We start from the raw sequence: 18316 nt of genomic DNA on the forward strand, positions 1-18316 counted from the left end.
TATTGCGGTATTTAGCCGGGCTATGTTGTTGTTTGTTGTGGTGTGAGCGAAGCTGTCAGTGTCAGCAGGCTCGCAAACAACACGACAGTTCCAAGTAGCAGCGAAATACCCGTGACGCTCACTCCCTGATCCAGCAGAAGCCCTATCAGCAGTGGTGATACCGCAGTGGAAAGCACCATGCTCGCCTGGGAAACCGAGCGGATGGCGCCGAGATGCGTGGTGCCGTATCGCTCCGGCCATAGCGCACTGCTTGCAGTACCCGTTCCGGCCTGGCCGATACCAATCAAGGTTAAGTAAACGTACGGTAGCCACCATGCATTGCTAAATGCGAGTAGTAGCAATGCCGTGAACATGGGTAGCAGGGCGACTGGCAGACTTCGCTGCGCACCAATTCGGTCCACGATGCTGCCCGCAAAAAACAATGCGAGCAGATGCCCACCGGCATAGCCCGCAAAAGCGCCTGCCAATACCGAAAGAGACCACCCGCGTTCGCCGGCGATGGCACCCTGATGGAACAGTATCGCGGTCACTACAAACGGGGTCATTAACGCCGCGGGAAGCAGGCAGTAAAAGCCACGATCGCGAAGCACTTGAGCACGCGTATAGTGGTTATTGTTGTGATGAGTTGCTTCGGCCGACTGCGCACCTTGTTCACCCGCATGCCCCGCCAGCCAGTACAAGGCCGGCAAAACGCCAAGTACTAACACACCAGCGGAGAGCAGCCACACGCTGCGCCATCCTTGCTGCTCGACAATCAGCGAACCAGTGGTGGGGAGCAATGCTTCGGCGATTGGGAACCCCAGGGCGGCCAGCGCAATCACTTTTCCCCGGTTTTCGGTGAAGTAGCGCCCGGCGGTGGTCATTCCCATGTGGGTCATAAATCCCTGGCCGGCAAACCGCAGCAGGAAAAATCCCGGCAACAGCATCCAGGCGCTGTGGGCAAGTCCCATTACCAGGCATCCAGCGGCCAACAGTAGGGAGCCGAGTATGGCCACGCGTCGTAGCGGCCAGTGATCAATCAGGGTGCCGGCGCCCAGTAGTACAAGCGCGGAGAGGAGGGTGGCGGCACTGTAGCCTGCGCCGTACAAAATGTTGCTCAGGTTGAACTCAGCGCGCAGCGCGCCGCCAAAAATGGCGATAAAAAATGTCTGCCCGAAGCCAGACGCAGCCACCGCCACCAGCGCAAAAAAAGCGAGTTTGGGGTTGCTGCGAATAAACTCTGGCAATGTGAGCATGTTGGTTAAGGGGTTAAATCAGGTCTCCAAAATGCTCGCCCATTTTTACCGGGGTCTCCGCCGCGAGGCTTTCGAGCCAGTTCACCTTGTCCGCACCGAACAGCAGTATCACGGTTGAGCCGAGTTTGAATCGGCCCATCTCGTCGCCTTTTTTCAGCGCGATCGGCTTCTGATCATCGTAGCGGGTGGTGCGGACCTGGCGCTTAATAGGCGCGACCTGCCCGGCCCAGACGGTTTCGATGGCGGCGACAATCATCGCGCCCACAAGAATCATGGCCATGGGGCCGGCGGCGGTGTCAAAGATACAGACCAGACGCTCGTTGCGCGCAAACAGGCGCGGTACGTTTTCGGCGGTGGTGGTGTTTACCGAGAACAGTTCACCGGGCACGTAGATCATGCGTTGTAGAACGCCATCCAGCGGCATATGAACGCGGTGATAATCTTTTGGAGAGAGGTATACGGTGGCGAACTTACCGCCGGTAAACTGTGCGGCGACCTCGGGATCGCCGCCGACCAGTTCGAGCAGGCTGTAGTCCTGGCCTTTGGCCTGGAAGATTCTGCCGTTGTGAATTTCACCCAGCTGGCTGATGGCGCCATCGGCACAGCCGGCGATGGTTTTCTCACCTTCTGCGATGGGGCGTGCGCCTTCTTTTAGGGCGCGGGTGAAGAAATCGTTGAAACAGGTGTACGCCGTGTAATCTTCTTCCAGTGCCTCGCTCATATCGACTTTGTATTTTTCCACGAACCACTTGGTGAACGGGTTTTTAATACCGCCGATGCGGGTTTCTGCCAGCCAGCCGGCGGCTCTCGAGAGCAGGTGCTGGGGGGTGATGTACTGCAGGAAGATGAATAATTTCGGGTGCATTTGGGTTTGGTGGTCCCGTTGGTTGTGGTTCTGTGGCGTCCGGGTAGCAGGTTCGGGTTTTCAGGACCGCTGTAAACCCATCCCTGGGCGCTGCGGCGCAAACCTCCTGTTTGCGACGCTCCTGAAAACCCGAACCCGCTACCCGGACTTAGCTTCAAAATTTGTGCTGGGTAAGTTTTCGAAAACCTTTTGTTTAATTTTCTATCGGCGTATCCGACAGATTGCCCCATTCGCTCCACGAGCCGGGGTAGGCTTTGATCGGCAATCCCAGGGATTTTCCTACCAGCCAGGTAAACGCTGAACGGTGGTGGCTCTGGCAGTGGGTGGCAATTTCTTTGCTGCCATCAATGCCCAGCGCCGCGAGAAATTCTTTGGCGTCTTCGCGAATACGCAGGTCGCGCTGTGGATCCATCAGTTGTGTCCACTCGCAATTGATCGCACCGGGGATATGGCCTCCGCGCATGGCCACCATGCGCTCGCCGCTGTATTCCAAGGGGGAGCGTGCGTCCCAGATTTGCAGGTCGTTTTGACCGAGGCGTTGCTGGATTTGTTCCGCATCAATCATGGGAGCGTCGTCGGCGATGCTGACTGTGATGCTGCTTGGGGTAACGGTGGCATCTTCGGTTGTCAGCGGCAGGCCGGCATTTTTCCACGCGGTCATGCCGCCATTTAAATAACTGTATTTTGTGTGACCGATGACTTCGAGTGTCCACAGCAGGCGTCCAGCCCAACCACCGCCTTCGTCATCGCAGGCGACGATGTGGGTATCCGGCGTGAGGCCGATGGCCTGCATTACCTGAGTGAGGCGCTCGATTGAGGGCAGCTTGCCCGGTGCCGGAGGGGTGCCGGCCATCAGGGCCTGAAAGGGTAGGCCTAGTGCGCCGGGAATGTGGCCCGCAAGGTAGTTTTGCGAGCTGCTCAGGTCGATCACACGGATTTCTTCGTGCTCGAGCAGCGAAGCCAGTTGTTCAGGTTCCAGTATCAGTGGGATATCACTCACGCAGGGTTCCTTGTTGCATTCCTTGTTGTGGGTAGCAAGTTGTGGGCAGTAAGTTGCCGCCGGTCTGTTGGGCTCAGTCATTTTCCAAGCTGTTGCGCAGGTGCAGGAAGCTGTCCATACGGCGTTGGCTGATGTCGCCGCGCTCGAGGGCCTCCTGAATGGCACAGCCGGGTTCGCTCTGGTGGCGGCAATCACGGAAGCGGCAGTGGCCGATAAACGGACGAAATTCCACATAACCTTCCAGCAGCGCTTGTTCGCTCATGTGCCAGATGCCGAACTCTCTAATGCCGGGGGAGTCTATCAGATCGCCACCACTGGGCAGGTGAAACAGTTCCGCCGCCGTGGTGGTGTGGGTACCCTTGCCCGTGGCTTCAGACAGGGCGCCGGTGCGGGCATCGGCGCTGGGGAGCAGGCCGTTGATCAGCGAGGATTTGCCGACCCCGGATTGGCCGACGAACACGCTGGTGCCCTCGGCCAGTGTTTCCAGTAGCTTGTCGAGTCCCTCGCCGGTTTTGGTAGAGAGTTTCAGTACCGGATAGCCCAGGTCTGGATAGGGCTGGAGCAGGTCTTCCAGGTGTTCCCGGTTGCTGTCGTCGATCAGGTCTATCTTGTTGAGCAGCAATAGAGGCTGAATACCGGTGGTCTCGGCTGCCACCAGATAGCGATCGATGGCGTTGGCAAAAGGTTCCGGATAGGGCGCGATGACGATCAGGATGCGATCGATATTGGCGGCCACGGTTTTCATGTCGCCATAGCGATCTGGGCGCTGCAATTCCGAATGGCGCGGCAGGCGCGCACCGACCACGCCGAGGCCGCCGGTGGCATCGCCGGTGGCCGGGTTCCAGGCGACCTTGTCACCGGTGACGAGAGTGTCGATATTGGCGCGCACATGGCAGCGTTGTCGCAACTGGCTATCGGTTTCACTCTCCACCAGTACCTGTGAGCCATAGTTGGCGATGACCATTCCGGTCTGCTCTGGGCCCAGGTCGCCTTCTTCCGCCGCCTGATCCAGGTTTTCTTCGCGTTTGCGTGCGCGGGCCTCCCGCTCCTGCTGGATCTTGGCGATGCGCCACTGCTGGCGGCGGTTGAGTTTGCGTTTGCTCATGAGGGCTCGGGTTGTGGAAAGCGGCGGATTATAACTTGCATCGCTAGGTGGTTGCGGTACCTTCCTCGCTATCGTCCAATTTAATGGCAACTGGCCGCGGGATGCGGCAGTTAAGGAGACTATTGTGGATCAGAATAATCTGATCTGGATCGATCTGGAAATGACTGGCCTGGATCCGGAGAAAGAGCGCATTATTGAAATCGCCACCGTGGTGACGGATTCGCGCCTGAACGTGCTGGCAGAAGGGCCGGTCATGGCGATTCACCAGAGCGATGCGCTGCTGGCGGCCATGGACGACTGGAATACCGAGCAGCACGGCGGTTCCGGGCTGGTGGCCCGGGTCAAGGATTCCAGTATCAGTGAGCATCAAGCGGAGCGGGAAACCATTGAATTCCTCCGTCACTGGGTACCAGAGGGGGCTTCCCCGATGTGCGGCAACTCTATCGGCCAGGATCGCCGCTTTCTGGTGAAGTATATGCCGCTACTGGAGCAGTACTTCCACTACCGGAATCTGGATGTAAGTTCGGTGAAGGAGCTGGCGCGACGCTGGCGCCCGGATGTGCTGGATGGGGTAAAGAAGACCTCGTCGCACCTGGCCATGGACGATATTCACGACTCCATTAACGAGTTGAAGCACTATCGCGAGCACTTTTTTCGCATGAGTTGATGCAGCCGCAGATTTAGCTGCGTTTAATTTTACGCTTCCTGCGCCGCCCACTGCGCAAACGTTGTAGCGCCCACTGGATGTGCTCGGCCACCAGCGGCGTCGCTGAATCGAGTTGCTCTTCGAGCGCGCTGATCACTTCCGGGGTGGCGTCGGCATTTCCCAGCGCTACCGCCAGGTTGCGCTGCCAGCGTTCAAATCCAATGCGGCGAATCGCCGATCCCTCGGTCTTTTTCAGGAATTCCTGCTCCGTCCAGCGAAACAGGTCTGTTAGTTCGCCGCTGTCGAGGCCGTGGCGCGGGTGAAAGTCCTGTTCCGAGGTGGGTTTGGCGAACTTGTTCCAGGGGCAGATGATCTGGCAGTCGTCGCAACCAAATACGCGGTTACCCATGGGTTCGCGAAATTCCTCGGGGATCGGGCCTTTGTTTTCAATGGTGAGATAGGAAATGCAGCGGCGTGCGTCCAGGGTGTAGGCATCGATAAACGCATCGGTGGGGCACACCTTGAGGCAGGCGGTGCATTCGCCGCATTGATTGGGCTCGTCACTTACATCCACCGGTAGTGGCAGATTGGTGTAGATCTCACCGAGAAAAAACCAGCTGCCGGCCTCGCTGTTGATCACCATGCAGTTCTTGCCGATCCAGCCGAGCCCGGCCTTTTCCGCCAGTGCCCGCTCCATCACCGGTGCGCTGTCGGTAAAAGCGCGGCCCTGGGCGGGGATGCCGCGCTCTTCACAATACCGGTCGATCTGTTGCGCCAGTTGTGCCAGTCGCTTGCGGATTAACTTGTGGTAATCGCGGCCGTTGGCGTAGCGGGAAACATAGGCCTTGCCGGGGTCTTTCAGCACCTGCACCGGCTGGGTATCCGGAGGCAAATAGTCCAAGCGCACGCTGATCACCCGCAACGTGCCCTCTTCGAGTAAGCCCGGCCGCCAGCGTTTGTCGCCATGGGCGCCCATCCACTCCATATCGCCGTTGTAACCCGCATCCAGCCAGTGTTGCAGGCGCTCGCCGTGTTTTTCCAGCCGACAATCGGTAATTCCAACCTGCTGGAAACCCAGCTCCCGCCCCCACACGCGAATCTGTGTGGCGAGTTCTGCCATGGTCTGAGAGTCGGGGGTATTGCTCATTCGTCAGTATTGGGGAAATTGGCACTGGCCGCGTGCGGCGGTTCGCTGGTTGAGGCGGTATAATTGCCGGTATTTTGCCACAGTTTAAAAATTGACCACAGCAGGAATGCAGTACTCGCTTATGTCGGACACCATGGAACGTCAGAATTTTGCCCCAACCCCCGCTGCTGAGCCGCAAATACTCTACAGTGCTGCAGCCGTGCGCCAGCTCGACCAACTGGTGATTAACCAGCAGAAAATCCCCGGGCTCGCGTTGATGAAGCGCGCCGGACGCGCGGCATTTGGCTGCCTGCGTCATCGCTGGCCTGAGGTGGCCGAAATTCAGGTTTTCTGTGGTGGTGGCAACAATGGCGGTGATGGCTATGTGATTGCCGGCCTCGCCGCCCAGCGCCAGATTCCGGTGACGGTGTTTATGGGGGTGCCGGTAGAGAAGCTGAAGGGGGAAGCGCTGGAGGCATACGGCTTTGCCGAGCGTGAGGGTGCCGAGTTGGTGTCGACCATTGACGCCATGCCGGCGGTGGGGAAAAACACCGTACTGGTGGATGCCTTGCTGGGTACCGGATTCAGCGGTGCGCTGCGCAGCCCGGTGGATGCAGCGGTGGCGCATATCAATGGCGCAGGTGTTCCGGTATTGGCCGTGGATCTGCCGTCGGGCCTCAATGCCGATAGCGGCTTTGCCGAGCAGGCGGTCTCTGCGGATGTAACCGTGACATTTATTGGGCGCAAGGCTGGTTTGTTTCTGGGGCGGGGGCCCGCGCTTACCGGTGATGTTGTATTCGACGATCTGGGTGCGGCTGCCGAGATTTATCCACAGGTGCAGGGTATGTTACTGCGCCATACTGCAGAGAGCCTTGCGCGACTGCCGGCGCGCACGGCGGACAGTTACAAGAACCAATTTGGTCATGTGATGATCGTCGGCGGAGACCACGGTTTTGGGGGCGCTGCCATGATGGCTGCAGAGGCTGCGGCGCGCACCGGGAGTGGCCTGATCTCGCTCGCCACCCGCCCGGAGCATGTAGTGGCGTCACTGACCCGCCGCCCGGAGGTGATGGCACATCCGGTGGTTTCCGGGCAGGAGCTGGAGCCTTTGCTGGAGATGCCCAGTGTTATTGCAGTGGGGCCGGGGCTGGGCCGGTCGCCGTGGAGTGAACAATTACTGGCCCGCGCGGGCCGCGCACAGGCGGCGCTGGTGCTGGACGCGGATGCGCTGAACATTCTGGCCGGTGGGCGGGTTCTCGCCGGTATCAAGCGTGATGACTGGGTGCTGACACCCCACATTGGGGAAGCGGCGCGCCTGTTGCAGGTTTCCAACGCGGAGGTGAACGCAGACCCGGTGGCCGCAGCGCGCGCGATTCAGGAAAAATTCAGTGGCGTGGTGATATTAAAGGGCGCAGGTACTGTGATTGCCCACCGCGAAGGCGCCGATGTGATCAATACCGGCAACCCGGGTATGGCCTCCGGAGGCATGGGAGACCTGCTTACCGGGGTAATCGCATCCCTTATCGGGCAGGGTATGGCACTGCCGCAGGCGGCGCGCCTTGGGGTGTGGCTGCACGGCGAAGCGGGTAATCGCGCGGCCGCCGATGGCCAGCGCGGCCTGTTAGCTACGGACTTGTTGCCGCATATCCGCGCACTTGTGGACTGAAGCCTGAGTTGAAGCGTTAATAGGGGCTAGTAATCTTGGACGGTAAGCTTGTGGAAAAAGTGCTGTATTTGCCGGATGAGTCTGCCACCGTGGCGGCCGGCGAGACGCTCGGTGAAGCGTGCCGCGTCTCTGGTATGAGCGCCGGCCTGGTGTTTTTTCTCGGCGGTCAGTTGGGTGCCGGCAAAACCACATTCAGCCGCGGTGTGTTACGTGCATTTGGGCATCGCGGTGCGGTAAAAAGCCCCACATACACCCTGGTGGAACCTTATGAGTTTCCCTCAGAACGGGTATACCACTTTGACCTGTATCGTCTCGGCGATGCAGAGGAGTTGGAGTATATGGGGGTGCGGGATTATTTTGGCCCCGGTAGCCTGAGCCTGGTGGAGTGGTCCGAGCGGGGCGCTGGCATTTTGCCGACTCCGGACCTGCAGATTGAATTGCAGCTGCAGGGAGAAGGGCGCAGTCTAAAATTAACCGCAGCCAGTGACGCCGGTACCGAGGTGCTGGGCAGGGCGCTTTTTGACCCAGGCTGACTCGGCTTGCAGGGTACAGTTCGAGCACGCGGACGATAAACAGGGCAATAATAATGATTGGAGCAGGGTTGCCGGTGCGATTTCTAACGAGCATTGTTTTTCTCCTCGCAACACTGGTTGCGTTACCCGTATCCAGTGCGGATGTGGAGGGGGTGCGCTTGTGGCGTGCGCCGGACCACACGCGTCTGGTATTCGATCTCGACGGCCCTGCCGAACACAAGCTGTTTACCCTGAAGAATCCTGACCGTGTGGTGATCGACGTAAGTGGGGCGAAACTTACCGCGGCAATCGACAACCTGCCGCTTGCCGATACCCCCATTGCCGGCGTGCGTCATGCGACCCAGAACCAGCGGGATTTACGCGTGGTGCTGGATCTCAAGCAGCCGGTTAATCCACGCAGTTTCGCCCTGCGCCGTCACGAGCAGCTGCCCGATCGTCTGGTGATCGATTTGCACGACCGTGGCAAGGTTGAAGAAAAAACCATCCAGCAGGTGCAGGTCAGCGGCCAGAAAGACATTGTTATCGCCATCGATGCAGGTCACGGTGGTGAAGACCCCGGCGCGCTCGGCCCGGGCGGGCTGCGGGAAAAGGATGTGGTGCTGGCCATTTCCCGCTACCTGAAAAAATCCCTGGACAAAAAACGCGGCTTCTCCGCAAAACTTGTGCGCACCGGGGATTACTATATTGCCCTGCGTGACCGGGTGAAGAAGGGGCGCCAGTTGCGCGCAGACCTGTTCGTATCCATTCACGCCGATGCCTTTACCCGCAAGGACGCCCGCGGCGCCGGCGTCTATGCAGTGTCCTCTCGTGGTGCCACCAGTGAAACCGCGCGTTTTCTCGCGCAGCGGGAAAATGAGTCCGACCTGATTGGGGGTGCCGGTGATCTCAGTCTCAGCGACAAGGACGATACCCTTGCCGGTGTGCTGCTGGATCTGGCGATGACCGCTACCATGAATGCCAGCCTGGACATTGGCAGCAGTGTGCTGAGTTCCCTGGGCAGCTTTACCCATCTGCACAAAAAGAAAGTGGAGCAGGCCAACTTCTCGGTGCTGCGCAATCCGGATGTACCTTCGATTCTGGTGGAGACCGGGTTTATTACCAACCCCCAGGAGGCGCGCCGCTTGCGTGACCCATCGTTCCAGAAGCGCATGGCAGAAAAACTCAGTGAAGGTATAGTGGCTCACTTCAGTTCCCGCCCACCCGCGGGCACCTGGCTCGCGGCAAATGCCAGTCGCGTTGACCGCAAACACACGATTAGCCGGGGTGATACCCTGTCGGCGATCGCTGCGCGCTATAACATTTCCGTGGCGGCCCTGAAAAAGGCGAATGGAATGCGCAATTCCATGATTCGAGTGGGGCAGACACTGACGATCCCCTCCGGTTGACGCTTAAAGCCCGAAGCGCTCCGGTTGCTTGCGGGCCCGCCCGATACATAGAGCCCCCTTAGTGGGGCGGCACAGACTACACACAGCTTTCAAACCTCCATGCCAGAAAATATCCAACTACTCTCCCCCAGACTTGCCAACCAGATCGCCGCCGGTGAGGTGGTCGAGCGTCCGGCTTCCGTGATCAAAGAGTTGCTGGAAAATAGTCTCGATGCCGGCGCTACGCGACTGGAAATCGACCTGGATGCGGGGGGCGTGAAGCGCATCATGGTGCGCGACAATGGCAAGGGGATCGAGAAAGAAGATCTGCACTTGGCGCTGGCCCGTCACGCCACCTCGAAAATCCATGCGCTGGAAGACCTGGAAGCGGTGGCTACGCTCGGTTTTCGCGGCGAAGCGCTTGCCAGTATTTCCTCCGTTGCCCGCCTGACCATGACCAGCAGCCGCGATGAATCCGGCAAGGGCTGGATGGTGACCGCGGAAGGGCGTGAAATGGAAACCCAGCTGGCGCCGGCGGCACATCCGCGCGGTACCACCGTTGAGGTGCGGGACCTGTTTTTTAATACCCCCGCGCGGCGAAAGTTTTTGCGCACGGAAAAAACCGAATTTAACCGCGTCGACGAAACCATCAAGCGCCTCGCGCTCGCCCGTTTCGATGTGTCTTTCAGTCTGCGTCACAACGGCAAGGGCGTGCACAACCTTCGTGGTGGCACCTCAAGGGCAGAAATGGAGCGGCGGGTGGCGCAGTTGTGCGGCCCGGCGTTTATGCAAAACGCCCTGCATATCGAAATGGAGCGCAGTGGCCTGCGTCTGTGGGGGTGGGTGGCGGAGCCCGCGTTTTCGCGCTCCCAGGCTGACTTGCAGTTTTTCTACGTGAATGGCCGAGCTATTCGCGACCGGGTGGTGAGTCACGCGGTGCGCCGTGCCTTTGCCGATGTGCTGTACCACGGCCGCCACCCCGCGTTTGTGTTGTACCTTGAGCTGGACCCTGCGGCGGTGGACGTCAACGTGCACCCCACCAAGCACGAAGTGCGCTTCCGCGACAGCCGTCTGGTGCACGACTTCCTCTTTGGTTCTTTGCACCGGGCATTGGCGGATGTGCGCCCGGGAGCGCGCGAGGAGGGCGATGAATCGCAATCCTCTGCGCCTCAGGTTTCCGGTGTTACCGCCGGCGAGTTTTCCGGCCAGGAGCGTATGGCGCTGTCTTCCGCACCGGCGCAAGCGACTACTCCCGCGTTTGGCGGGGTGGGTGGTGTCGGTGCTCAGCCATCAGCGGACAGAATTCAGCAGCAAATGCAGAGCTACGGCGAGCTGCACAAGCCGCTGGACACTGGTGTGCAGGAAGCGCCGGCCGTAACGGCAGGCCCGGCATCGACCGCCGCCTGGTCGCAGCAAGTACCCGCCGAGGCCGAAGGTGAGACTCCACCCCTCGGCTTTGCCATCGCCCAGCTCCACGGCATCTATATTTTGTCGCAGAACGAGCACGGTATGGTGGTGGTGGATATGCACGCGGCACACGAGCGTATTGTTTACGAGCAGATGAAAGCTGCCCATGCCGCCGGCGGTATTCGGGCCCAGCCCCTGCTGGTGCCGGTGAGCCTGGCGGTGAGTGAGCGCGAGGCAGACTGTTTTGAAGAGCGTGAGGAAGTATTCACTGCGCTCGGCTTTGTGTTGCAGCGCGCGGGGCCGGAGACCTTAATGGTGCGGCAGGTGCCCACTATGTTGCACAGTGCTCCGGTAGAGCAGCTGGTGCGCGATGTGCTGAGCGATCTGCTGGCCGAGGGCAGCAGTGATCGCATCGGCAATCAGATCAACGAAATCCTCTCCACCATGGCCTGTCACGGTTCCGTGCGCGCCAACCGCAAGTTAACCATTCCCGAAATGAATGGCCTGTTGCGGGACATGGAGCGCACCGAGCGCAGCGGTCAGTGTAATCACGGAAGGCCTACATGGACTCAAGTAAAACTCTCGGACATGGATAAATGGTTTATGCGAGGTCAGTAAGTTGAACGCTTCGGCTGAAGGCCGTCCCCGCGCCATTTTCCTGATGGGCCCCACGGCTTCGGGTAAAACCGATTTGGCCATGGCGATCAGTGATCGGCTGCCGGTGGAGTTGATCAGCGTGGATTCTGCGCTGGTCTATCGCGGGCTGGATATCGGCTCTGCCAAGCCGACGCCGGAGGAGCAGGCGCGCTACCCGCATCGACTGATCGATATCTGCGATCCGGCGGAGAGCTATTCCGCCGGGCGTTTTCGCACTGACGCGCTGACGGCGATGGAAGAGATCAGCGGGCGCGGCAGGATTCCACTGTTGGTTGGCGGAACCATGCTCTATTTCAAGGCTCTATTACAGGGAATGGCAGAGATGCCTGAGGCGGATCCCGAATTCCGCGCGCAGATAGAGGCGCGGGCGGAAAAGGAAGGTTGGCCGGCGTTGCATCAGGAGCTGCAGAAGATCGATCCGGAGCTGGCGGCAGAGTTGCACCCGAATCACTCGGTGCGCATCGAGCGTGCACTGGAGGTGTTCCACCTCTCCGGCAAGACCATGACCCAGTTGCGTGCCGAGCAGGAGCGGGAGTCGCCACTGGCGTACTACGCAGTGCAGCAGCTGGCGATCGTGCCCGAAGACCGCAGTATTCTGCATCGGCGGATTGCCGAGCGTTTTGAGAGGATGCTGCAAAACGGGTTCATTGAAGAGGTGCAGGCGCTGCGCGCGCGCGGTGATTTGCACAAGGATCTGCCGGCAATTCGCGCGGTGGGATACCGCCAGGTATGGGAATACCTGGATGGCGATACTGATTACGAACAGATGGTGGCTGCCGGAATCGCTGCCACCCGCCAACTGGCCAAGCGCCAGCTCACCTGGTTGCGACGCTGGCCCGACCTTATTCGAATCGGCGCACAAGAGCCTGGCGGGAAAGTCCGCAAAATCGAGGAAATGTTGCCAGAGGCCTTGAAATTTCTCGGTTGAGCAGCCATAACGTGAGTGGGCCGGTGTGTCCGTCCCAAATCAGTCAGTTATTCACAGAGCCCTGTCTATTTTTTGGCTCTTTTTTATACGCCGCATCACCATGGCCGTTTTTTAGTCCGCGGAATTCGCGGGCGCGATCGTGCGTCATCTGGCGACCTATCTTTTGGCAAGGAGAACAATGATGTCAAAAGGGCACAGCTTACAAGACCCTTACCTGAACGTTTTGCGTAAAGAGCGTATCCCTGTTTCTATCTATCTGGTGAACGGCATCAAATTGCAGGGCCAGATTGAATCTTTCGACCAGTTTGTCGTGCTGTTGAAAAACACCGTTAGCCAGATGGTTTATAAGCACGCGATTTCCACCGTAGTACCGTCCCGTGCCGTGCGTGTACCGCTGATGAATCCGGCTGGCCCGGGTGGTGAAGGTGGCGCACCGGAAGGCGGTGAGCGCGATAGCTTCGGCGGCTAAGCCGGAGCGGGTGTTTCAGGTGCTGAATTAATGCTGGGTTTAGTCCCGTTTTTGTTCAGCACCGGCCTCCAGAAAGTTGTATTCAGCGCCCCGGCCCGTCCGGGGCGTCTGTTGTTCGGCGTCAGTGCATTGAATAACACAGTGTGCGGCGCAACTATTGAGTTCAAGAGAATAATCCTTGTTTTTTGATCGTCCGGAATCCGGTGAGCTTGCCGTCCTGGTCCACCTGGAACTTTCCGCCATCGACAGCCCCGATGACCCTAGGGAATTTGAGGAGCTGGCGCTCTCAGCCGGTGCCGACCCGGTGGCTTTTATCTTTGGCCAGCGCGCCACCCCAGATCCCAAGACTTTTGTCGGCCGCGGTAAGCTGGAGGAAATTCAGGAAACCGTCACCAAGCACGGTGCGGAACTGGTGATCTTTGATCACACCCTCTCCCCGAGTCAGGAGCGCAATATTGAGCGCGAGCTGAAATGCCGGGTGCTCGATCGCACAGGATTGATTCTTGATATTTTTGCGCAGCGCGCGCGGACCCACGAGGGCAAGCTGCAGGTGGAGCTGGCGCAGCTGCGCCACATGTCTACCCGCCTGGTGCGCGGCTGGACCCACCTCGAGCGTCAGAAGGGTGGTATTGGCCTGCGCGGTCCCGGTGAGACCCAGTTGGAAACCGACCGTCGCTTATTGCGCGCGCGCATCGACTCCATTGAAAAGCGTCTGGACAAGGTCCGTCGCCAGCGCGAGCAGGGTAGACGCGGGCGTTCGCGCGCGGAAGTCGCGACGGTTTCCCTGGTGGGGTACACCAACGCCGGCAAGTCGACGCTGTTCAACCGAATTACCAGTTCCGACGTATATGTGCAGGATCAGTTGTTCGCGACACTCGATCCCACCATGCGCCGGGTGGAATTGCCCAATGTCGGCGCGATGGTCCTGGCCGACACCGTGGGTTTCGTATCCCACCTGCCGCACCGACTGGTAGAGGCGTTTCGCGCGACCCTGGAAGAGGCAGCTAATGCCTCCCTGTTACTGCATGTGGTGGACGCCGCAGCAGAGAATCGCCTGCACCTGATTGAAGAGGTGCAGACGGTACTCGAGGAAATTGGCGCGGCGGATTTGCCCCAGTTGCTCGTGTACAACAAACTGGACCTGCTGGCCGATGCGGAACCGCGCATCGACCGCGACGATCAGGGCGTGCCCCGTGCGGTATGGTTGTCGGCGGTCACTGGCGCCGGTTGCGACCTGCTGGTGGAGGCAATCGCCGAACGCATCGGTGAGCAAATGGTGAGCGGTGCCTTGGTTATCCCCCCGCAGCATGCGCGTTTGCGTGCCCAGTTGTTTGCGGGGAACGCGGTACAGAATGAAAGCTATCGCGACAATGGCGACGTCGAACTGCAGGTTTTGTTGCCGCGCGCTGAATTGCAGCGCTTGATGGCACCCTTCCGCGAAGTCGGTAACCCACCGCAGTGGTTGCCGGAGAAGCCGGAAGAAGAACCCCGTCCTGAAGACTGGGAAATCGATTAACGGTTACCCGAGGCGCGGCGCAGCCCAGGCATTCAATGCTAGAATTTGCGTCAGCTAATGATTAATAAGTTGCACAGTTGGAGTGAATAAATGGCCTGGAACGAACCGGGTGGTAATAACAAAGACCCATGGGGTGGCGGCAATCGCAACAACGATGGCCCACCGGATCTAGATGAAGTGCTGCGTAAAATGCAGCAGAAACTGAATGGCCTGTTTGGTGGTAAACCTTCCGGCGGTGACGACGGTCGCCCCGGTGGCAATGCCAGCTTCCCCTGGTCGCTGGTATTGATCGTGCTCGCCGTGGTTTACGGCCTGTGGGGCTTTTACCAGGTGGATGCGAACGAATCCGCCGTGGTCCTGCGCCTCGGCAAATACCACAGCACCGAGACCGCCGGTCTGCACTGGAATCCGCCGCTGGTCGATCATGTCACCAAGGTGAATATGACCGAGGTGCGTACCGAGCGCACCACCGGTCAGATGCTCACCGAGGACGCGAGCATTGTGGACGTGGTGCTGCAGGTGCAGTGGCATATCGACGATGCCGAGTCTTTCGTGCTGCGCGTGGCCGACCCGCTGAAGAGTCTGCAGGAAGCCACCGACAGTGCCCTGCGCCACGTCGTCGGTTCGCAGACGTTGAATGGGGTTATCTCCCAGAATCGTACCCAGGTTGCCGCTGACACCCAGGAGCGCCTGCAGGAATATCTTGACCTCTACCTGACCGGTATCCGTGTCGACGTGGTCAACCTCACCGACGCCAAGGCGCCGCGCGAAGTACAGGACGCGTTCGATGACGTAGTACGTGCTCGTGAGGACGAGGTGCGTCTGCAGAACGAAGCCCAGGCCTATGCCAACCAGGTAATCCCGGTGGCCCGTGGTCAGGCGCAGCGGATGATCGAAGAAGCGGAAGGCTACAAGTCACGCATTGTCGAGAGCGCCCGTGGTGAAGCGGTGCGTTTTGAGAAGCTGCTGACCGAATACACCCGCGCGCCGGAAGTAACCCGCGAGCGCCTGTATCTGGATGCGGTACAGGAAGTGATGCAAAACACTTCCAAGGTGATGGTCGATGTGGAAGGCGGCAATAACATGATGTACCTGCCGCTGGATAAACTGGCCGAGAATAGTGCGAGCAGCGCAAGCCAGCGCCCGCAGATCTCACCTCAGGTAGTCGATGAGATTTCTCAGCGCGTCATCAACCAGCTGCGTACCGAAGTGGCCAACAGCCGCCGCAGTCGCGACGTACGATAAGGAGAGAAGCAATGAACAGTAACAAATCTCTTTTTGTCATCGCCCTGGTTTTGCTCGCGTTACTCGCGGTATCCAGCAGCGCCTTTGTGGTGAAAGAAACCGAAAAAGCGGTACTGCTGCGCTTCGGTGAAGTGGTGCGCACCGACTACACGCCGGGCCTGTACTTCAAGATTCCGCTGGTACATGAGTTGCGCAAATTCGATGCTCGTATCCAGACCGTGGACTCGCAGCCGGTGCGGATGCTGAACAGCGAAAACAAGTTCATGATGGTGGACTCCTACGCGAAGTTCCGCATTTTCGACGTGGGCCGCTTCTACGTGGCGACCCGCGGCGATGAGCGCAACGCTGTGCGCCTGCTGGCAGAACAGATCAATAACCGCCTGCGTAACCAGTTTGGTGTGCGCGACCTGCACGAGGTGGTGAGTGGTCAGCGCGATGAGCTGATGGCGGAAATCACCACTAACCTGAACGAGACTGCGCAGACGGACCTCGGGGTTGAGATCGTGGACGTGCGTGTGAAGCGTATCGACCTGCCACCGGAAGTATCCGAATCGGTGTTCCAGCGTATGCGTGCCGGCCGTGAGCTGGAAGCCCGTGACCACCGCGCAAAGGGTCAGGAGGCCAGTGAGCGTATCCGCGCCAGCGCCGATCGACAAAAGGTGGTTATCGAATCCGAGGCGTATCGCAAGGCGGAAGAGGTGCGCGGTGAGGCTGATGCCGAGGCCGCTCAGATTTACGCCGAGGCTTTCAGCAAGAACCCGGAGTTCTATCGCTTCTCCCGCAGCTTGACGGCCTATAAAGAGTCCTTCAAGAGCAAGAGCGATATGCTGCTGATGGAGCCAGACAGTCAGTTCTTCCGTTACCTGAAGGATCCTTCCGGAGAATAACGACGGTAGTTATGACTATTTCGTGGCCACTTCAGTGGCCACACCTCCACAATTTAGTGGTAAAATCCCCAAAACCGGGCCGGCGCCCGGTTTTTTTGTGCCGGCCCGTTTGACGAATCTCTTGCTGTACCTCTTTGCGGAATACTCCTGAGGAACGACCAACGTGTGGGACGAGCTGGTCCGGGCCATCGGCCTGGTGCTGATCATCGAGGGCATTTTGCCTTTTCTCTACCCCAGACGCTGGCGCGCACTGGTACAGCAGTTGGCATCTGTGGATAATCGCAGCCTGCGCACGGCGGGGCTGGTTTGTATGCTCGCCGGCACGGCCCTGCTGATGCTGTTTGACTGAGCTTCAGGACCGAGATTCTCCCGGCCGAGAAGGCCGCACCGCTAATTATCGAACGCCCACATCATGACCCAAGCCGAACGCTGGATGCTACCGGATGGCATCGCCGAGATTTTGCCCGCGGACGCCAAGCGGGTGGAAACCCTGCGCAGAGACCTGTTGGATCTCTATCACCGCTGGGGGTACGAAATGATCATTCCGCCGATGGTGGAATTTACCGATTCACTGCTGATCGGTATGGGGCGCGATGTGGACTTGAGTACCTTCCGGGTGACCGATCAGTTGTCCGGTCGCAGCCTGGGTATCCGCGCGGATATCACGCCGCAGGCCGCGCGCATCGACTCCCACAGCTTCCCCAGAAGTGGCGCCAACCGTCTGTGTTACGCCGGTCAGGTGTTATACACCCGCCCGCGCTCGCCGATGGGCCCGCGTGCGCCGATTCAGATCGGTGCCGAGCTGTATGGCGTCGAGAGCCTGCAGGGCGACATCGAAGTTATCAGCCTGATGGTAGAGACCCTGCGTACCGCGGGTATCCGCGAGATCCATCTGGATCTGGGGCACGTGGCGATCTTCCGCAGTCTTGCAGATGCCGCCCAGCTGGATGAAGCCCAGCAGGGCGCCCTGACTTCACTGCTGCAGAGCAAGGCGGTGGCGGATATCGAGCGCTGGGTGGAAGAGAATATTGCCAGTGAGCAGGCAGCGAAGTGGCTGCGCAACCTGCCTCGCCTTGCCGGCGGCAGCGAGTGCTTGGCGCGCGCCAGTGAACTGTTTGCCGATGGCCCAGAGGCCCTGCGCAATGCACTGGATGAATTGCAGCAGGTCGCGGACGCGGTGGCGCGTCGTTATCCACAGGTAGAGCTGTTTTTTGACCTAGGCGAAATGCGCGGCTACGACTACGAGACCGGCCTGGTATTTGCCGCCTACTCCCCGGGGCACGGGCAGGCGCTGGCCAACGGTGGCCGCTACAACGGTATCGGCGCCGTGTTTGGTCGCGACCGTGCAGCCACCGGTTTCAGTACTGATCTGGTGGCCATCAATACCCTGGGACAGAACGGCGGAGCCGAAGCCGCTGCGATTCTCGCCCCCGCCAGCGATTGCGCGCAGTTGTGGCAAACCATCGGTGCTCTGCGCGCCGACGGCGAGATTGTCATCAGCACCATGCCTGGCGAAGGCAGTGGCGACACCGAAACCCTGGCCCGCTGCGACCGCGAATTGGTACGCGAAGGCGACGACTGGGTGGTGAAACCACGGGGCTGAAGCCTAAGCTATTCGATTGAGTCGAACTTTTTATTGCACTTTCTGGCCGCTAGACGGGCGCGGC

17 protein-coding genes are annotated in these 18316 nt (G+C 59.5%); 12 read left to right on the plus strand and 5 right to left on the minus strand.

Features of this window, described 5'->3' with window-relative positions; genetic code table 11:
- Window positions 1-20: 20 nt before the first annotated feature.
- The 4 genes from KUV22_RS05955 to rsgA all read right to left on the minus strand — a co-directional run bounded on the left by KUV22_RS05955 (window position 21) and on the right by rsgA (window position 4205).
- On the minus strand, window positions 21-1235 hold the full coding sequence (locus KUV22_RS05955; RefSeq protein ID WP_222229348.1) for an MFS transporter: 1215 nt from the start codon (window positions 1233-1235) through the stop codon (window positions 21-23).
- Between the two features lie 13 nt (window positions 1236-1248).
- On the minus strand, window positions 1249-2100 hold the full coding sequence (asd, locus tag KUV22_RS05960; protein ID WP_222229350.1) for an archaetidylserine decarboxylase: 852 nt from the start codon (window positions 2098-2100) through the stop codon (window positions 1249-1251).
- Between the two features lie 193 nt (window positions 2101-2293).
- Complete coding sequence (locus KUV22_RS05965; protein ID WP_222229353.1) at window positions 2294-3100, minus strand: sulfurtransferase; 807 nt, start codon at window positions 3098-3100, stop codon at window positions 2294-2296.
- 73 nt (window positions 3101-3173) lie between these two features.
- The gene (gene rsgA / locus KUV22_RS05970) at window positions 3174-4205 is read right to left on the minus strand and encodes a small ribosomal subunit biogenesis GTPase RsgA (protein ID WP_222229355.1); all 1032 of its coding nucleotides are present in this window, start codon (window positions 4203-4205) and stop codon (window positions 3174-3176) included.
- Window positions 4206-4329: 124 nt separating this feature from the next.
- Between rsgA and orn the strand changes: the two genes are divergently transcribed.
- A complete protein-coding gene (orn, locus tag KUV22_RS05975; protein WP_222229358.1) occupies window positions 4330-4872 on the plus strand; it encodes an oligoribonuclease in 543 nt (180 codons plus the stop codon).
- Between the two features lie 13 nt (window positions 4873-4885).
- Here the strand turns inward: orn and queG are convergent, their stop codons facing one another.
- Window positions 4886-5998, minus strand: coding sequence for a tRNA epoxyqueuosine(34) reductase QueG (gene queG, locus KUV22_RS05980; RefSeq protein ID WP_222229360.1), 1113 nt, complete (start codon window positions 5996-5998; stop codon window positions 4886-4888).
- Between the two features lie 121 nt (window positions 5999-6119).
- Between queG and KUV22_RS05985 the strand changes: the two genes are divergently transcribed.
- From KUV22_RS05985 to KUV22_RS06035, 11 genes are all read left to right on the plus strand, one after another.
- On the plus strand, window positions 6120-7643 hold the full coding sequence (locus KUV22_RS05985) for an NAD(P)H-hydrate dehydratase (RefSeq protein WP_222230390.1): 1524 nt from the start codon (window positions 6120-6122) through the stop codon (window positions 7641-7643).
- Window positions 7644-7678: 35 nt separating this feature from the next.
- The gene (gene tsaE / locus KUV22_RS05990) at window positions 7679-8176 is read left to right on the plus strand and encodes a tRNA (adenosine(37)-N6)-threonylcarbamoyltransferase complex ATPase subunit type 1 TsaE (RefSeq protein WP_222229362.1); all 498 of its coding nucleotides are present in this window, start codon (window positions 7679-7681) and stop codon (window positions 8174-8176) included.
- Window positions 8177-8229: 53 nt separating this feature from the next.
- On the plus strand, window positions 8230-9561 hold the full coding sequence (locus KUV22_RS05995; RefSeq protein WP_261319224.1) for an N-acetylmuramoyl-L-alanine amidase: 1332 nt from the start codon (window positions 8230-8232) through the stop codon (window positions 9559-9561).
- A gap of 99 nt (window positions 9562-9660) precedes the next feature.
- The gene (gene mutL, locus KUV22_RS06000; protein ID WP_222229364.1) at window positions 9661-11565 is read left to right on the plus strand and encodes a DNA mismatch repair endonuclease MutL; all 1905 of its coding nucleotides are present in this window, start codon (window positions 9661-9663) and stop codon (window positions 11563-11565) included.
- Window positions 11566-11608: 43 nt separating this feature from the next.
- Entirely contained in the window at window positions 11609-12532 is a 924-nt protein-coding gene (gene miaA, locus KUV22_RS06005; protein ID WP_222230394.1) for a tRNA (adenosine(37)-N6)-dimethylallyltransferase MiaA, read from the plus strand.
- Window positions 12533-12713: 181 nt separating this feature from the next.
- Window positions 12714-13001 carry an RNA chaperone Hfq gene (gene hfq, locus KUV22_RS06010; protein ID WP_010132407.1) on the plus strand — a complete coding sequence of 96 codons (288 nt, stop codon included), beginning with the start codon at window positions 12714-12716 and terminating at the stop codon, window positions 12999-13001.
- 178 nt (window positions 13002-13179) lie between these two features.
- The gene (gene hflX, locus KUV22_RS06015; RefSeq protein WP_222229366.1) at window positions 13180-14517 is read left to right on the plus strand and encodes a ribosome rescue GTPase HflX; all 1338 of its coding nucleotides are present in this window, start codon (window positions 13180-13182) and stop codon (window positions 14515-14517) included.
- Window positions 14518-14607: 90 nt separating this feature from the next.
- Window positions 14608-15762, plus strand: a complete 1155-nt coding sequence (gene hflK / locus KUV22_RS06020) for an FtsH protease activity modulator HflK (RefSeq protein ID WP_222229368.1) — start codon at window positions 14608-14610, stop codon at window positions 15760-15762.
- An 11-nt stretch (window positions 15763-15773) separates the two neighbouring features.
- Window positions 15774-16649: a protease modulator HflC gene (hflC, locus tag KUV22_RS06025; protein ID WP_222229370.1), complete on the plus strand. Its 876-nt coding sequence runs from the start codon at window positions 15774-15776 to the stop codon at window positions 16647-16649.
- Window positions 16650-16812: 163 nt separating this feature from the next.
- Complete coding sequence (locus KUV22_RS06030) at window positions 16813-16998, plus strand: DUF2065 domain-containing protein (protein ID WP_222229372.1); 186 nt, start codon at window positions 16813-16815, stop codon at window positions 16996-16998.
- Window positions 16999-17061: 63 nt separating this feature from the next.
- Window positions 17062-18252, plus strand: a complete 1191-nt coding sequence (locus KUV22_RS06035) for an ATP phosphoribosyltransferase regulatory subunit (protein ID WP_222229374.1) — start codon at window positions 17062-17064, stop codon at window positions 18250-18252.
- Window positions 18253-18316: the final 64 nt, after the last annotated feature.

Source organism: Microbulbifer agarilyticus (assembly GCF_019800665.1).
Lineage (GTDB): Bacteria > Pseudomonadota > Gammaproteobacteria > Pseudomonadales > Cellvibrionaceae > Microbulbifer > Microbulbifer agarilyticus_C.

Excerpts from the sequence above, each read along its gene's own strand:
- KUV22_RS05955 (WP_222229348.1), bottom strand. The coding sequence starts at position 1,235 with ATGCTCACATTGCCAGAGTTTATTCGCAGCAACCCCAAACTCGCTTTT.
- miaA (WP_222230394.1), top strand. The coding sequence starts at position 11,609 with ATGGGCCCCACGGCTTCGGGTAAAACCGATTTGGCCATGGCGATCAGT.
- mutL (WP_222229364.1), top strand. The coding sequence starts at position 9,661 with ATGCCAGAAAATATCCAACTACTCTCCCCCAGACTTGCCAACCAGATC.
- hflC (WP_222229370.1), top strand. The coding sequence starts at position 15,774 with ATGAACAGTAACAAATCTCTTTTTGTCATCGCCCTGGTTTTGCTCGCG.
- queG (WP_222229360.1), bottom strand. The coding sequence starts at position 5,998 with ATGAGCAATACCCCCGACTCTCAGACCATGGCAGAACTCGCCACACAG.
- KUV22_RS05995 (WP_261319224.1), top strand. The coding sequence starts at position 8,230 with ATGATTGGAGCAGGGTTGCCGGTGCGATTTCTAACGAGCATTGTTTTT.
- asd (WP_222229350.1), bottom strand. The coding sequence starts at position 2,100 with ATGCACCCGAAATTATTCATCTTCCTGCAGTACATCACCCCCCAGCAC.
- hfq (WP_010132407.1), top strand. The coding sequence starts at position 12,714 with ATGTCAAAAGGGCACAGCTTACAAGACCCTTACCTGAACGTTTTGCGT.
- rsgA (WP_222229355.1), bottom strand. The coding sequence starts at position 4,205 with ATGAGCAAACGCAAACTCAACCGCCGCCAGCAGTGGCGCATCGCCAAG.
- KUV22_RS05985 (WP_222230390.1), top strand. The coding sequence starts at position 6,120 with ATGTCGGACACCATGGAACGTCAGAATTTTGCCCCAACCCCCGCTGCT.
- KUV22_RS06035 (WP_222229374.1), top strand. The coding sequence starts at position 17,062 with ATGACCCAAGCCGAACGCTGGATGCTACCGGATGGCATCGCCGAGATT.
- hflK (WP_222229368.1), top strand. The coding sequence starts at position 14,608 with ATGGCCTGGAACGAACCGGGTGGTAATAACAAAGACCCATGGGGTGGC.